We start from the raw sequence: 14941 nt of genomic DNA on the forward strand, positions 1-14941 counted from the left end.
CGATATGTAGCCAGACTCGCTACCCTGCCAACTGGCGTCAGCGCAGAGAATAACTCAGGCATGATTTGTTCTTGATAATGCCGTTAACTCGTAGGTTAATCAGTTGTCGACGCCGGGGCCATTAAGGCGTCACGCGATAAAACTGACCGAGCGCCTCACGTTGTTCTTCCCATTTTTCGGAATTTTCCGGCCAATGCTTTTTGTCGAAACCCGGCGCCTTTTTCAAGGTGTCTTTATCCAAGTCGAGGACGTAATAATCCTTGGGGCTGGTCCAATGCAGCGCTCTCCAGGGAATGGCAAACAGCTTGTCGCCCATGCCCATTAGGCCGCCGAAGGAAACCACAGCGTATACCACTTGACCGTTCTCCGGATCGATCACCAAGTCTTTGATGTCGCCGAGACTGTCTCCCGTGGTGTTTTTTACCTTGGCACCGGTAATCTTGCTGGCTCGGCTGACCTGCTGCATCGACTTGTTGGCCTCCTGCGCGCGTTCTATGGATACTTCTTTATTGGCTTGATTGAGTTCGATCTGTTTTTCATGGACTTCTTCTTGTGTTTTACTGAGTTCTTGTTGTTTTTCGAGAAGGTCTTTTTGTTTCTCTTTTACGTCATCCGCGTAGACAGGAACTACCATTGCCGCGCTTAGAAAAGGTATGGCTACCATGGACATTAATGTTTTCATACGATTCTCCAACTTTGTAAAAAGATAGGTGCGTTTCTAGTTTGGCTGGACATTTTGAAAGGTTCCGCAAACTCGGACCCGACTTTATCCAACACTGCGGGCGCTGTCGGTGCGCTGTCGAACATACTTGCTTTCGGGCTATGCCTGTGCGGTTAAAGTTGGTATGCGGTAAGTCGTTAGCCGATATTGGAATTGGGTGGCGCCCAGGTGGCGAGTGTGGAAAAGTGGGCAAGGTAAGCCCTGCAATGGGTCGCCATTTCGATGTATTGCCAAGTTCTTCAAATCAAGCGATGGTCGGCGCGGCGCGGTTTGCCGTATTTTTTATGCCAGCTATAAAAACCTCTTTTGGCCAGTTCCACTACCAGCAAATATGACACCGCCATCGCCGCCAGGATTAAATAAAACTGGACGGGCGGCGGTACGAAGCCGAAGTAATGCCCCAACGGCGTATAGGGCAGAATGGCGCCGATCAGCATTACCGACAGGGAGGTGGCGACCAGAATCGGGTGGGCGCGGCTTTTGAACGGGTTGCCACGGGTGCGGATGATGAAAATCACCAACACCTGGGTGGACAGCGATTCGACGAACCAGCCGGTCTGGAATAAGGCTTCGTCGGCTTTCAATACCGTTAGCAGAATGTAAAAGGTCAAAAAATCGAATGCCGAACTGATCGGGCCGATCACCAGCATGAAATTGCGAATGAAGTTCATGTCCAAGACCCGCGGCTTGCGCAGTTCTTCCGGATCGACCTGATCCAAGGGTATCGGCACTTCGGATACGTCGTACAGAATGTTGTTGAGCAGAATCTGGGTTGGCAGCATAGGCAGGAAAGGCAGAAACAACGCCGCGCCGGCCATGCTGAACATATTGCCGAAGTTGGAACTGGTGCCCATCATGATGTATTTCAGAATGTTGCCGAAGGTGCGGCGGCCTTCCAGCACGCCGTCGTGCAGAACCTGTAAATCCTGATCCAGCAGAATCATGTCGGCGGCTTCCTTGGCAACGTCCACCGCCGAATCCACCGACAAGCCGACATCCGCCGAATGCAGCGACGGCGCATCGTTGATGCCGTCGCCCAGATAGCCGACCACATGGCCGCGCGCTTTCAAGGCCAGGATCACCCGGTTCTTTTCGGCCGGGTTGACCCGGCAGAATAGATTAGCTTTTTCCACGCGGATACGCAGGGCGTGGTCATCCATCTCGGCGATGTCCTTGCCGGTCAGCACGCCAGTGACCGGAATGTTCAATTGCGCGCAGACATGCTGGGTCACCAAGTCGCTATCGCCGGTGACGATTTTCACTGTCACGCCGCTATCCTTGAGTGCCGCCAGCGCAGCGCCGGCACTTTGTTTGGGTGGATCGAGAAAGCCGGCAAAACCGGCGAAGATCAGTTCGCTTTCGTCGCCGACCACCGCATGCGGATGATCCAGCGGTACTTCGCGCCAGGCGATGCCCAAGACCCGGAAGCCCTCTCTTTCCAGGGCATTGTGTTGTTCGTGTATCCGGGCTCGGCTGTCCTTGTCGAGCGGAAGCTGGGCATCACTGCCTTGTTGCTCATAACGGGTACAGAGGGTGATGATTTCTTCGGATGCACCTTTCACCACCAGCAAGCGGCCATTGCCTTTATCCAGCAACACCGACACCCGTCGCCGCTCGAAATCGAACGGTACTTCGTCGATCTTTTTCCAGGCACTGACGTCGATGCTTTCGTGCGCCAGAATCGCTTCGTCGAGTGGACTTTTCAGGCCGGTTTCGAAGAAGCTGTTCAGATATGCCAGTTCCAGCACCCGGGCGCTGGGCTGGCCTTGTGGGTCGACATGCTGTTCCAGTCTGATCTTGGCCTCGGTTAGCGTGCCGGTCTTGTCTGTGCAAAGCACGTCCATCGAGCCGAGATTCTGGATGGCTGCCAGACGTTTGACGATCACCCGTTTCTTGGCCATGTGCATCGCGCCGCGCGACAGGGTGACAGAGACTACCATCGGCAGCAGTTCCGGCGTCAGGCCCACCGCCAATGCCACCGCAAACAGAAATGATTCCAGCCACGGCTTGCCTTGTAGCGCATTCACTAACAGCACGAACAGCACCAGTAACACGGTGAGACGCATGATCAGCAAGCCGAAGCGGTGGGTGCCTGTCTCGAATGCCGTTGGCGGCGGTTGCCGGGTCAGACTGTCGGCGATGGTGCCGATTGCAGTAGCGGTGCCGGTTTTAATCACGCGCATTTTGGCGCTGCCGCTGATCACCGTGGTACCCATAAACACCGCATTGGTGGCATCCTGCAGATCGGTAGCGGTGGTCGGTAATTCGCCAGTATGTTTCTCGATAGGATAGGCTTCCCCGGTCAACAGCGCCTGCTTGACGAACAGATCGCAGGCTTCGATTAGCAATCCGTCTGCCGGCACCATATCGCCCGCGGAGAGCAGGGCGATGTCGCCAGGCACCACTTCAGTCACCGGTACGTCCAACGGTTTGCCGTCGCGCATCACTCTGGCCTTGACCGAAACCGAATGTCGGAGGCTTTCCGCGGCCTTGCCGGCTCGGTGCTCCTGGACAAAATCCAGGGTAACGCTAAATAGCACCATGACTGAAATGATCACAAAATTGGTGATTTCGCCGGTAAATGCCGAAATCGCGCTGGCTACCAGCAACAGAATTACCAACGGGTTTTTGAAGCGGGACAGAAATTGCAGCAGTAACGATTGTTGCTGGCGATCGCGGAACAGATTGGGGCCAAACTCGGCGAGCTTGGTACGGGCATCGGTACTGGATAAGCCGTCGGTATCGTTGGCGCGAGCCGTACTCAGGTGCGAAGCGGAACAAAGCCACCAAGCTGTGTCGCCCGCAGCGGGTTTAGTTGGGATTGATTTGTTCATAAATGTTATCGCTGGGTTGGCAACGGGTTCCGTGAAATTACAGGAAATGGACTTAGTCAGGCCTTTGTCATTGGCAGCGTGCAGTCAGAGCACAATCTAAGGATAACGATTTGCGCCTTGAACCGACAGCCTTCTGATCTGCCAAACGTTAACGCGACTCGCTGAATCGGGTCTGTGCGTTAGCGTACGCGCTTTCGCGATAAATTATTATCGGCCCTAATCCCTGATCTGTGGGGGTGCATGTTCGCTAGCGTACAGACGAGTAAGCCTTTTGGGGCTAGAGTTCGGGATAGAGTTTGGCGCCGCCGAACGCGGGTTCTGATTGGAGAGACTCCATAATAGAGCCAAAGATAAATTCTTCACGATGAGGTAAGTATCCATGAACACCAGAGTCACCAACGAAAAACCCAGCGACGATTTTGCCGCACTGAAAAAGCTGACCGCGACGGTTTATCTATGCCAGGTATTGACCTTTGCGTTTGCCGGTTTGCCCTTATTAGTCGGGGTGGCCATTAATTTTTTCTATCGCAGCAATGTGAAAGGCACTTGGCTGGAATCGCATTTCAACTGGCAGATTAAAACCGTATGGGTGACCTTGGCGGGTTTTGCGTTGTCCGGTTTGGTATTGATGCTCGATATTCAGTTGAGCTTGATCGTTTTGGTTCCAACACTGTTGCTGCTGATTTACAGAATCGTCATCGGTTGGACCAATTTGACTGCCGAGAAGTCTTTACAGGATTTGAGTTAAGGGGATCTTTAAAAATTAAAGAAATCTCGAAGGTTGGTCTGAATACAATGAAGCCCAACATTTTGATTTTGTTGGGCTCTGCCTAACCTACATTTGACTTTTGCGACAGCCTCCGCAAGGAGAGGGGATTTTTAGAAATTCACTTAAACCGTTCAGGAATGGCTTAGCCCTCGGCGTTTATAAGCGTCGGCTAAGTTTTTCGGCTCGCCGCCTAAGATACGTTCGTAAGTTTCTCTCTCTGTTTGGTAACATCCACAAGCAGCGGCTTCCAGGCCAATGCGATCCAGAATCGTAATGTCTCCGCGCCGATAGCTGATCAGTTTTTGTTCCTGCAGGGAAAGCGCAGCTTTAGTAATGCCGACTCGCCGCACGCCCAGAATATAAGCCAGAAAGATATGGGTGACATGAAAGGTGTCGGCGTGAGCACGGTCGTGCGTCATTAATAGCCAGCGTGCCAGGCGTGCTTCTACCAAATGAAAGCGGTTACACGCCGCCGTTTGCGCGAGCTGGCTCATCGAGACATACAAATAGCGCTTCAATTCCAGCTGTAATGGTCTGCTGCGTTCCAGTTCCTGCAAAAACAAGGGTACTGCTATTCGTAACGCGGAACCCGCGCCTTGCACCAGCGCTTGAAACGGCGCGACTTCTACTCCCAGTGTTAGGGTGATACCCAGCATACCTTCATTGCCAATCAAGCCCACTTCCAAACCGCTATCGCCATCCATTGGCGTTACCAGGGAAATAAAACTGCCTGTCGGAAAATAAACATGCGGAATTCGTGCACCGGCAAGATAGAGCACTTCGGCAAAGGCGAGTTCGACTGGCTCGCAGCGTTCGAGCAAACGTGTTTGATCCGAAGCGGGTAGGGCGTCAAGGAGACGGTTGGCCGCGGGAACTGCTGGTATGGACGACACGGGCGCTCTCCGGCGAGGTTTTTGTAATGCCAGGCAGGCTAAAAGGTTTGAAAAACTGCTCATTGCGATGCTGGCGGCGGTCCAGAGAGACATGCGCCCACTGGTTTGGTTGTCAGATTAGCGAATCAGGCTGTTATTGTCTGTATGTTAGCGCACTTAGGCGATACTTCGCGGGCCATGCCGAATCATTGCCCTGCCTGGCAACTGATAGGGCCCGCAAGATAAATTTGGGATGGGCTAAGCCTATGTGCTCTGGCGTACAGACTAGGGCGATGCATTTCCGTAAGCTAGCAACAGCTTAGGTGAAATCACCCAGCAACCGGGATGAGGGCTTTTATTAATGATAGTTCGATCGTCGCGGTTTCAGAGCGCAATGCCAATTCTAGAACAGCTTTTTTGTAAGCCACCGACATTTGCCATATTGCGCCTTTTATAGAACTTATACACAGGGTAAATTTATGAAAATTAGACACTTTTTAATGGCATTGCTGTTGTCTTTCGGCTCCTTCGCCGCGCATGCCGCCGGCAGTCCGATGAACGAAAGCTTCACTAATCTGATTGCCTTATCCAACAATGCGTTGGAGATAGGTAAAAAAGGCGACACCCAAGCCTTTATTGATAGTACGACTATTGCCTGGGAAGCATTGAAAGAACAAAACGAGAAAGGCAGCTCCATTCGTCTGCAACGGGCTAACGCCAAGCTAAAAGCCGCGATAAAAGCCGCTAAAGCCGGCAATCTGCCAGAAGGCATAGCCAATGTTGAGCAAGGTATAGTGGAAATGCAGCTGGAAAAGGTCAACGGGCAATAGGAAATCGCTAAAAATAAAGGACTATTTTGTAAACACATCAGTAAAGCCGGTAACAACCGGCTTTTTTGGCCTGATGGCAGCCTCTAAAAATCACCTCTCTTACTAGCTGCCTTGATGTTCATTAACTAATTCCGGGGGGGGGGGGGAGAAGTCTGTCGGCTTCGGCTTTGACCACGTGGTAGCATTCGCAAACCCTTTCTTCCAGGCCGCTCCTGTTGAGTATGGTAATGCGGCCGCGACTGTAATGTATCAATCCGGCTAGCTGTAATTTGCCGGCGGCCTCGGTGACGCCTTCGCGGCGCACGCCCAGCATGTTGGCGATCAACTCCTGGGTCATTTTCAATTCGTTTGTTGGTAGTCGATCCAGGCTCAGTAGTAGCCAGCGGCACAGTTGTTGATCCACCGAATGATGCCGATTGCATACAGCCGTCTGCGCCATTTGCGTAATTAAGGCTTGGGTATAGCGCAGCAACAGGTGTAACAAAGCGTCGTAACGATTGAACTCCTGCATCAATAGTTGGCCGCGCAAGCGATAAGCATGACCGGCACTTTGCACCACTGCACGATTCGGCATGCTGCCGCCGCCCATGAACAATGCCACACCGATGATACCGTCGTTGCCGACCACGGCAATTTCCGCCGATGCACCGTTTTCCATGACATACAGCAATGAAATGATGCAATTGGTGGGGAAATAGACGTAGCGCAGTTCGTCGCCGGATTCGTAAATCACTTCTCCCAGCAGCATATCGACGCACTCCAAATGCGGTAATAATCGCTCGTACTCGGCTATCGGCAAAGCGTTTAGCAAATGGTTTTGTTGCGGATGGTCGAGGTCGGTCATCGGCTGCCTTTGCAATTATCGGGAAACACGGATTGGCTCCATCAATTAGGGGCTAGTTTATACCCAAACTGTACTGATAAATAAAATTACGCTCTGTGCGTTATGGAACAGAGCAATAGGGCCTTACATGATAAGGCCGACCAGTAATAAACAGGCTTATGTTCGATAACGTACAGACCAGGATTGGGGCGGCTATTAAGCTGTCCATTTACGATCCGGGTAAAAAGGCTATTTAGCTAAACCCTCGGATCAATCTTCACTTTCCAGGGCCTCCATGACCATGCGTGCCACTCGCCGCAGCAACCTTTTTAAGTTGCGGCGGTTTTTTTTAATCGTCTTTGAACCCATTCAGACGCCTATTGCAAATCCTACCAGAGCAGTGAAACCAGGGACCTGAAATCATGCTAATAGAAAACTCCTCACTGTCCAGTTCGGATGTTGGCGATACCGCTACGAACTCTGTTACCTTAAGTCTGGACAGGGCGATTGATTTAGCCAAAGCTCAGCTTCTGGGTTTACAAAACCAGGCGGGGTATTGGGTATTCGAGCTGGAAGCAGATTGTACGATTCCAGCCGAGTACATCCTGATGATGCACTATATGGCCGAAATCGATACGCCGTTGGAAGCTAAAATCGCCAATTTCCTGCGCAGCCAAGCCAGCGTCGACGGCAGTTACCCACTTTACAAAGGCGGTGCGGGCGACCTTAGTTGCACCATAAAAGCCTATTATGCGTTGAAATTGGCCGGCGACAGCCAGCATGCACCGCATATGCGGAAAGCCTGCGAGTGGATACTAGCACAGGGCGGCGCGGCCAAGGCTAACGTGTTTACGCGCATCATGCTGGCTATGTTTCAGCAAGTGCCATGGCGCGCAGTGCCGTTTATTCCGGTGGAAATCATGCTGCTACCGCAGTGGTTTCCGTTTCATCTGGATAAAGTCTCCTATTGGTCGCGCACGGTGATAGTGCCATTGTCGATACTCTGCACTTACCGGGTCAAAGCGCGCAACCCGCATAAAATTGGCATTGCCGAATTGTTCGTAACCGCGCCCGACCAGGAGAAGCAGTATTTCTCCCACGTCAAAACGCCGCTAGGCAAGGCCGTTCTGATGCTGGATCAGGTTGGCCGATTGATGGAAGCTCTGATACCCGGCTTTGTCCGGCGCAAGGCCACCGCCAAAGCGACTGCATGGTTTATGGCCCGTTTGAATGGTTATGATGGGCTGGGAGCAATATTTACTGCGATGGTCAATGCTTATGAGGCGATGGATTACCTCGGCATCCCGGTCGACAACGAAAAACGGCAAATCGCCAGAGCGGCTATCGATAAATTGCTAGTGGTGAAAGACGATACCGTCTACTGCCAGCCATGCGTGTCGCCGATTTGGGATACCGGTTTGGCCGTACTGGCTCTGCAAGAAGTCGATATCCATGATCATGATAGTCGCAGCCGCCAAGCCACTCAATTGGCCTTGAGGTGGTTGGCGGACAAACAGTTACGCGACGAGCCGGGCGATTGGCAAATTCAGCGTCCCGGTCTGGCTGGCGGCGGTTGGGCTTTCCAGTTCGGCAATAGCTATTATCCCGATGTCGACGATACCGCCGTGGTGGCATACGCGATGCTGCAAGCCAACACGCCGGCGTTTGCCGAGAATATCCAGCGGGCCGCGAACTGGATTGCCGGCATGCAATCGCGTAACGGCGGCTATGGCGCTTTCGATGCCGACAACGATCATTATTATTTAAACCAAATTCCGTTTGCCGATCATGGCGCGCTGCTCGATCCGCCAACTGCCGATGTTAGCGGCCGTTGCATCATGCTATTGGGCAAATTGGGCGCGCAGCAGTTGGAGTACAGCGACGTAATCGACAGCTGTGTTGCCTATTTGCGCGCTGAGCAGGAAGCCGATGGTTCCTGGTTCGGGCGCTGGGGCACCAATTACATCTACGGTACCTGGTCGGTATTACTCGGATTTGCAGCGGCTGGCGTTGCCGCGGACGACGCCAGCGTGCGTCGCGCGGTGGCTTGGTTGAAATCCAAACAACGTGCCGATGGCGGCTGGGGTGAGGGCAATTTTAGTTATCACGATTCTAAGATTCGCGGTGAATTTGAATCCAGTACCGCATTTCATACGGCTTTGGCCGTGCTGGCATTGTTGGCGGCAGAAGAAATGGGTTGTCAGGAAGTCGCCGACGGCGTGAGTTATCTGCTAAAAAATCAACAAGCGGATGGTTTCTGGCACGACGACTGTTTCAACGCGCCAGGTTTTCCGAAGTTTTTTTACCTGAAATACCACGGTTACGACAAATTCTTCCCGCTGTGGGCCTTGGGGCGTTATCGTAACGCCCAAAAATCCTCAGCCTAGTTGCGCTTGTGCTCCCTTATTCATAGCCACAACGTGGGGAGAAAAATTCTACCCTCGGAACAACGAATTTTCGATTTAAGGAATTGACGCCAATTTGGCTTTGCCGGTGGTCGACGGTTTTTTCTTGGCAGTTTTAGTCTCGATTTTGACTTGGGCCGTGCCGTCTTTTTTCATATCAAGCTTGTTTGCCGCAGCGCTGGAAAGGTCGATGGCTCTATCCTCTTTCGCTGCCGGGCCTCTGTCGTTGATGGTGACTTCGACTTTTTTGCCATTGTCCAGGTTGGTGACGGTGGCTTTGGTGCCCATCGGCAAACTAGGGTGGGCGGCGGTCAGCTTTTTTTGGTTGAAGGTCTCGCCGCTGGCGGTCTCCTGACCATGGAAGCCCGGCCCATACCATGAGGCCTCGCCGACTTCCTTGCGAGTGTTTGTGCTGGCAGCCTTTTCTTGCGCCGGTGCTTCTTGTCTGTTTTGCTCGGGCGAGCGATCCGAATCACAGCCGAAAACCGCCAGTAAAGTGGCCATCATAACGGCTAAAAAACCTAAATAACTTTGTTGTAGGATCATAGCGATTCTCCTGGCTGATTCCGTGTTAAAGATGCGCTGAATCCCTGTTCAGGTCTGTACGCTAGCGCACTAATCGCTAGTTGCCGCTAATGTGCTCTGGCGTACAGAACCACGCGCGCGAAGTGAGCACGATAAACAAATAAGACGATGCCGCCTGATTTCGATTTACGAGGCCTCGAGGCTTTTAGCAAATACAGGAAAGGAGCGGAGATGAATACCCATGAATCACGAACAGCATCGCGCCGGTCGTCCTTTTAAGCCGGCGTTTAGCCGATAGGGGGCAAATCCCCTAGCCATTCGGTTCACGGGAATGGGTGGAAAATATCAAGCATGCATATTTGGCCTGGCCGAACAGCGATAGGAGAGACGATATTAGACGCGCGAAAGAAAGACGCCTGTCCGATCGGCGCCTGGCACGGCTATCCGAACAGCGCCGTTCCGCACAAAAATATTCCTGGATACTGCTTACCCAAGACGAAAGAAAGCTGATTGAAAGCTTGTATTCGGGTGAAGCCGAAAAGCAAGTTTAGCAGGTGGCTAATTTTATTATCCATAAATCCAGTATTTTCAACATATACTGTTGGTAGGGAACCTATTTTTAATTAGCTGTTATTTCGATCTTCCGGATCAAGCCATGGGACATAAATTATTTAATTTTATTCAAGAAGATATTTGGCTGTTACACGAGAACAAACTGCCGCTATTTCAAGAAAAAATAATCAAGGCCATAAAAATAACGCTGTTGTCTTTGCAGGGATTCCGCCGTGATCTGTGCCCGTTGCGAGCATCGGCGTTAACTTTGTATAGCGTATTATCGATAGTACCGGTTATTTCCATGTTATTCGGAATTTCCAAGGGTTTTGGGTTAGAAACCATGCTGGAGCAACAATTGCTGGAGCGCGCCCCAAATCAGGACTCTCTGATATTGCAGTTAATCGGTTTTGCCCAAAATCTGTTGGAAAATACCAAAGGCGAAGTGGTTGCCGGTATCGGTATTGTGGTGTTGTTTTGGACGGTTATCAGCTTGATCGGCAATATCGAAGAGTCGTTTAATTACATCTGGAAAATCGCGCAAGGCCGTGCGCTGGGGCGAAAATTTAGCGATTATTTGTCGCTGATGTTGCTGGCGCCGGTGTTACTGATAGCTGCCAGCAGTATTACCGTATTTGTGGAAACGCAGATAACCTGGTTGATCACCGCGATAGAATTACCGGAATTCGGTACCTGGCTGGTGATTAAGGCGCTGAGTTTTTCGCCGGTATTGCTGATGACAGGCTTGTTTGCCTTTACCTTTATTTTTATGCCAAATCATAAAATAAACTACCGGGCCGGCATCGTCGCCGGGATGGTTACCGGGGTAAGCTACCATCTTTTGCAGTGGGCTTATTTAAGTTTACAGATTGGCGTATCCAGTTATAACGCCATTTACGGCAGTTTTGCCGCCTTACCTTTATTTGTGGTTTGGTTGCAAAGCTGTTGGATGATAGTGTTATTCGGTTGCGAGCTGGCTTTTTTTATCCAGAACTATCAAACCTACCGAAATAATAACCGATTTTCAAATTTAAGTTTTTATCTGAAAAAAGTCATTGCATTACAAATCATGCATTTGATTGCTAAAAACTTTAGTCGATTGAATACGCCTTTAAGCGCTGTGGAAATTGCCGAGAAATTGGCGATACCCATCGAGATTATCCAGGATGTCTTATTGAAATTAATCGCCAGCCAGCTTATTGTCGAGTTGAAAGATCAATATAATTTCTATGAAGTGTATTTGCCGGCAATGGATATCAATATATTGACGATTAGTTTTGTGCTTAATGCGCTTGAGCAGTGCGGGCAAAATCAATTGCCGGATAGCCATCAAGAACCGTTGATAATCGCTGCGGTCGATAATTTTACAAAAAACCGGGAAGCTTCCGAACACAACTGTTTGTTAAAGGACATATAGACTTTCAGGATTGCTTAATCTCGATCAGGGATACCAACAGCTTAGGCGGCGTATCGGTATGCTTTTGGCGTCGGCAGTCGAGATGGGCATGAAAATGCGATCCGTCGGGGCGAGTCATCTCTAAATCGAACGATAGGCTTTCGGTATTGGCTGCATCCATCATCTGCCGGAATTGCCGATACCAGTCGTCGCGGTGTTCGGCCGCGACCAGTTTCGAGAACCGAAACTTGATCGTTTGATCGCGAACCACGCCCAACAGTGCGGCACCAGTCAAATTGATTTCGTCGATTCGATCTTCGGCATCGATGACGAGGTAGCCGACCGGGCCAAACTCAAAGAAATCCCAATAGCGGTCCCGCGCTTCCGCCAATGAGCTATGGGTTCTTTGTAACTCCTCGTTCTGCATCTCCAGTTCGATTTTGTGTACCAGCAGTTCGTGCAGCAGCATTTCGGCAGGTTGGGTATTTATTGCCTCGGGCGATAAACTGGACACCATCGCTTCGGCTTTTTTTCTCAGTGATTTGCGCCGCTCGATTCCATCCCATTTTTGCTTCATACCGCAGTGTCTCCAGGTCGATGTGCCGACCGTTTATGTTGTCATTAACGCGGCGCCAATCAGCCCGCCATGTCGGGCCTATGTACGCTAACGAACTGTGTTGCATCGCACAAAGGCGTCTAATCAATCTCGACGCTTTCCTAGCCCAATTCTCTGCTAATCCTACCATCCGTTTTAGGGCAGAGCCTGAAAATTTACAGGGTCGATCCTAATCGATCGCAAGGGCATAGACGGGAAGGCCAGGTAGCAATGCTATTCGATGTTTAACTCACAGGACAAAAATCATGACAACCATTAAATACCCCGGAACGTCTCGGACGATATACGGCATCGGCTTGGCTGCGGCGGTGTTTGTCGCTGGCTGCGCCAGCATTCCGGCGCCTACCGAACAAATGGCCGTTTCCAAGGCCGCAGTGAACAGTGCCAGCAGCGCCGGCGGCAACGAGTATGCGCCGATACCGCTGAAAGCCGCCATGCAGAAAATGGAGGCCGCCGAGCGGGCGATGACCCAGGAAAATTATCTGCAAGCCAGGCAATTAGCCGAACAAGCCCAGGTCGACGCCCAACTTGCCGCCGCGACGGCGCGTTCCGCCAAAGCACAGAAAGCGGCGCGCGAGTTGCAGGAAAGCAATCGCGTGCTGCGCGAAGAAATCGACCGTAAAGCCCAATAATTTTTAATGGAGTTCATTATGCAAACCTATCGAGTTTTACCGCTAACACTGATCGCTGCCGCCATCATTTCCGGCTGCAGTTCAGTGCCCAATGCATCGTTGATCGATGCACATAACACCTTCAACAACGCTCGCATCAATTCCGAAGTGGGCACGCTGGCGGAACTGGAAATGAAGCAGGCCGACGATACCTTGAAAAAAGCCGACCGTGCCTACGCCGAAGACGATGAGGACGAATCCGTTACCCATCTAGCTTATATAGCGACTCAGCAAGTCGCCATCGCACAGGCAACCGCCAAGCGCAAAACTGCCGAAACCGCCGTGAATAGCGCGGAAGGCAAACGCAACCAAGTACGTCTCGACGCCAGAACGGCGGAAGCCGACGCGGCAAATCGGCAAGCAGAGCTTAGTCAACAAACCGTGGATCGCCAAGCGACCGAACTAGTGCGGGCCGGCATCAATAGCGAACGCGACGAAGCCCTGATTGCCCAACAGAACATCTTGATCAACGAATTGAATGCGAAAAAAACCGCGCGCGGTCTGGTGATCACATTGGGCGACGTGTTGTTCCGAACCAATAAGGCCCAATTGCAATCTGGCGGCCTGCGCAACATCGATAAGTTGGGCGAATTTCTGATGCAATATCCGGACTACAAGGTATTGGTCGAAGGTTATACCGACAGCCGGGGCAGCGACGAACTGAACCAGGAATTATCCGATCGCCGCGCCTATGCGGTGCGTACGGCTTTGGTCGATGGTGGCGTGAACAGCGACCGGATCAGAACTCGTGGTTACGGCGAGGAGTATCCGGTAGCCGACAACGATACGGCGGCTAGTCGACAATTGAATCGCCGGGTGGAAATCATCCTGTCCGACGAAAAGGGCAATATCGCAACGCGCTAGCATGATTCGCAATTTGACGATTTGAACGCTGAACCTTAAAACAGGCGGGGCTTAAGTTAGTCCCGTTTTGCCAAGCACCCAGGAGCAACGAGTATGAAACGAAGACATTTAGCGCATATTTTGCCGTGGATTCTATACAGCTTTTCAGCCATCGCCGATTCTTCCATGATTAAGCAACAGAGCCAAGGCGATGTGACTTTTATCAGCGGCGGCATAGGCGGCGATGAACGCGACGCTCTGCAAGCAGTGCGCGCCGATTACAATTTGGCATTGCTGTTTTCGATGCAAGGCACCGGCGAGTATTTCAGCGATGTGACCGTCAGCATTAGCGACGCAAAACGCCAGAGCGTGCTGGATACCGTATCCGACGGTCCCATGTTATTTGCCAAACTCAAGCCCGGCCGTTATCGGGTTAGTGCCGATCATGAAGGCCAAGTGATTAACAAAAACGTAACGGTTGACCGCAAACACCGCTCGGCGCTGTCGTTTACTTGGTCTGGCCAATAAGCTTAACGGTATGTTCGTCAACGTACCGGCGCCGCCGACCGTCGCTACACTGCCGAAGTTGACGGTTAAAGCCGGTAAGTGTGTACGATAGCGTACAGACTACGTGGCCTCGTGTCGCTAAGCTGTGATCTCAACTAGTCGAGGAGAATAATAATGAACCTGGCAATCGAACCCTTATTGGCGCTGGTGATCGGCATCTTGATTTTAATAGTGCCCCGATTTTTAAATTATTTCGTGGCGGTGTATTTGATTGTCGTCGGGGTATTGGGGTTGATACACCGTTAAGAGGCATGACCAATCCAAGCTGTTCATAACCTTTCAAAGCAACGTCCTCATTCCATCAGGAGAACTACCATGTCACTTAGCACACTTATTCTTATCATACTGATCCTTATGCTACTGGGCGTAATCCCGGTTTGGCCGCATAGCCGTTCTTGGGGTTATGGACCCAGCGGCGGCTTAGGGTTGGTATTGGTCATCATTCTGATTCTATTAGTACTCGGCAAAATCTAGTTACACCTCGCCCAAGAAACGTTGGGTTCGATTCGGTTCGGCC

The 14941-nt window shown here is 51.4% G+C and carries 15 protein-coding genes; 9 read left to right on the forward strand and 6 right to left on the reverse strand.

Going from position 1 to position 14941, the window contains the following annotated elements; translation table 11 throughout:
• Positions 1-121 precede the first annotated feature (121 nt).
• Complete coding sequence (locus QZJ86_RS09050) at positions 122-682, reverse strand: PRC-barrel domain-containing protein (RefSeq protein WP_301938321.1); 561 nt, start codon at positions 680-682, stop codon at positions 122-124.
• Between the two features lie 278 nt (positions 683-960).
• Complete coding sequence (mgtA, locus tag QZJ86_RS09055) at positions 961-3555, reverse strand: magnesium-translocating P-type ATPase (RefSeq protein ID WP_301938322.1); 2595 nt, start codon at positions 3553-3555, stop codon at positions 961-963.
• Between the two features lie 379 nt (positions 3556-3934).
• Between mgtA and QZJ86_RS09060 the strand changes: the two genes are divergently transcribed.
• Entirely contained in the window at positions 3935-4303 is a 369-nt protein-coding gene (locus QZJ86_RS09060) for a DUF4870 family protein (RefSeq protein ID WP_301938323.1), read from the forward strand.
• Positions 4304-4455: 152 nt separating this feature from the next.
• Here QZJ86_RS09060 and QZJ86_RS09065 read toward each other — a convergent pair whose 3' ends face one another.
• Positions 4456-5145, reverse strand: a complete 690-nt coding sequence (locus tag QZJ86_RS09065) for a Crp/Fnr family transcriptional regulator (protein WP_301938325.1) — start codon at positions 5143-5145, stop codon at positions 4456-4458.
• A gap of 530 nt (positions 5146-5675) precedes the next feature.
• Between QZJ86_RS09065 and QZJ86_RS09070 the strand changes: the two genes are divergently transcribed.
• Positions 5676-6026, forward strand: coding sequence for a hypothetical protein (locus QZJ86_RS09070; protein ID WP_301938327.1), 351 nt, complete (start codon positions 5676-5678; stop codon positions 6024-6026).
• Positions 6027-6147: 121 nt separating this feature from the next.
• Here the strand turns inward: QZJ86_RS09070 and QZJ86_RS09075 are convergent, their stop codons facing one another.
• Positions 6148-6870, reverse strand: coding sequence for a Crp/Fnr family transcriptional regulator (locus QZJ86_RS09075; RefSeq protein ID WP_301938328.1), 723 nt, complete (start codon positions 6868-6870; stop codon positions 6148-6150).
• A gap of 401 nt (positions 6871-7271) precedes the next feature.
• On the opposite strand from QZJ86_RS09075, the gene shc reads away from it, so the two are divergent.
• A complete protein-coding gene (gene shc / locus QZJ86_RS09080; RefSeq protein ID WP_301938329.1) occupies positions 7272-9236 on the forward strand; it encodes a squalene--hopene cyclase in 1965 nt (654 codons plus the stop codon).
• 75 nt (positions 9237-9311) lie between these two features.
• Here the strand turns inward: shc and QZJ86_RS09085 are convergent, their stop codons facing one another.
• A complete protein-coding gene (locus QZJ86_RS09085; protein ID WP_301938330.1) occupies positions 9312-9800 on the reverse strand; it encodes a septal ring lytic transglycosylase RlpA family protein in 489 nt (162 codons plus the stop codon).
• A 634-nt stretch (positions 9801-10434) separates the two neighbouring features.
• On the opposite strand from QZJ86_RS09085, the gene QZJ86_RS09090 reads away from it, so the two are divergent.
• Entirely contained in the window at positions 10435-11748 is a 1314-nt protein-coding gene (locus QZJ86_RS09090) for a YihY/virulence factor BrkB family protein (RefSeq protein ID WP_301938331.1), read from the forward strand.
• A 4-nt stretch (positions 11749-11752) separates the two neighbouring features.
• Here the strand turns inward: QZJ86_RS09090 and QZJ86_RS09095 are convergent, their stop codons facing one another.
• On the reverse strand, positions 11753-12304 hold the full coding sequence (locus tag QZJ86_RS09095) for a PAS domain-containing protein (RefSeq protein WP_301938332.1): 552 nt from the start codon (positions 12302-12304) through the stop codon (positions 11753-11755).
• Positions 12305-12588: 284 nt separating this feature from the next.
• On the opposite strand from QZJ86_RS09095, the gene QZJ86_RS09100 reads away from it, so the two are divergent.
• From QZJ86_RS09100 to QZJ86_RS09120, 5 genes are all read left to right on the forward strand, one after another.
• Entirely contained in the window at positions 12589-12975 is a 387-nt protein-coding gene (locus tag QZJ86_RS09100) for a DUF4398 domain-containing protein (protein WP_301938334.1), read from the forward strand.
• Between the two features lie 18 nt (positions 12976-12993).
• The gene (locus tag QZJ86_RS09105; RefSeq protein ID WP_301938336.1) at positions 12994-13878 is read left to right on the forward strand and encodes an OmpA family protein; all 885 of its coding nucleotides are present in this window, start codon (positions 12994-12996) and stop codon (positions 13876-13878) included.
• A 93-nt stretch (positions 13879-13971) separates the two neighbouring features.
• Positions 13972-14385: a peptidase associated/transthyretin-like domain-containing protein gene (locus tag QZJ86_RS09110; RefSeq protein ID WP_301938337.1), complete on the forward strand. Its 414-nt coding sequence runs from the start codon at positions 13972-13974 to the stop codon at positions 14383-14385.
• Positions 14386-14538: 153 nt separating this feature from the next.
• On the forward strand, positions 14539-14670 hold the full coding sequence (locus QZJ86_RS09115; protein WP_301938338.1) for a DUF3096 domain-containing protein: 132 nt from the start codon (positions 14539-14541) through the stop codon (positions 14668-14670).
• Positions 14671-14739: 69 nt separating this feature from the next.
• Entirely contained in the window at positions 14740-14898 is a 159-nt protein-coding gene (locus QZJ86_RS09120; protein WP_301938341.1) for a DUF3309 family protein, read from the forward strand.
• The last annotated feature ends 43 nt before the right edge of the window (positions 14899-14941 follow it).

Source organism: Methylomonas montana (genome assembly GCF_030490285.1).
GTDB classification, from domain to species: domain Bacteria; phylum Pseudomonadota; class Gammaproteobacteria; order Methylococcales; family Methylomonadaceae; genus Methylomonas; species Methylomonas montana.

Coding starts and splice junctions, on each gene's coding strand:
- QZJ86_RS09050 (WP_301938321.1), bottom strand. CDS start 682: ATGAAAACATTAATGTCCATGGTAGCCATACCTTTTCTAAGCGCGGCA.
- mgtA (WP_301938322.1), bottom strand. CDS start 3,555: ATGAACAAATCAATCCCAACTAAACCCGCTGCGGGCGACACAGCTTGG.
- QZJ86_RS09060 (WP_301938323.1), top strand. CDS start 3,935: ATGAACACCAGAGTCACCAACGAAAAACCCAGCGACGATTTTGCCGCA.
- QZJ86_RS09070 (WP_301938327.1), top strand. CDS start 5,676: ATGAAAATTAGACACTTTTTAATGGCATTGCTGTTGTCTTTCGGCTCC.
- QZJ86_RS09075 (WP_301938328.1), bottom strand. CDS start 6,870: ATGACCGACCTCGACCATCCGCAACAAAACCATTTGCTAAACGCTTTG.
- shc (WP_301938329.1), top strand. CDS start 7,272: ATGCTAATAGAAAACTCCTCACTGTCCAGTTCGGATGTTGGCGATACC.
- QZJ86_RS09085 (WP_301938330.1), bottom strand. CDS start 9,800: ATGATCCTACAACAAAGTTATTTAGGTTTTTTAGCCGTTATGATGGCC.
- QZJ86_RS09090 (WP_301938331.1), top strand. CDS start 10,435: ATGGGACATAAATTATTTAATTTTATTCAAGAAGATATTTGGCTGTTA.
- QZJ86_RS09095 (WP_301938332.1), bottom strand. CDS start 12,304: ATGAAGCAAAAATGGGATGGAATCGAGCGGCGCAAATCACTGAGAAAA.
- QZJ86_RS09100 (WP_301938334.1), top strand. CDS start 12,589: ATGACAACCATTAAATACCCCGGAACGTCTCGGACGATATACGGCATC.
- QZJ86_RS09105 (WP_301938336.1), top strand. CDS start 12,994: ATGCAAACCTATCGAGTTTTACCGCTAACACTGATCGCTGCCGCCATC.
- QZJ86_RS09110 (WP_301938337.1), top strand. CDS start 13,972: ATGAAACGAAGACATTTAGCGCATATTTTGCCGTGGATTCTATACAGC.
- QZJ86_RS09115 (WP_301938338.1), top strand. CDS start 14,539: ATGAACCTGGCAATCGAACCCTTATTGGCGCTGGTGATCGGCATCTTG.
- QZJ86_RS09120 (WP_301938341.1), top strand. CDS start 14,740: ATGTCACTTAGCACACTTATTCTTATCATACTGATCCTTATGCTACTG.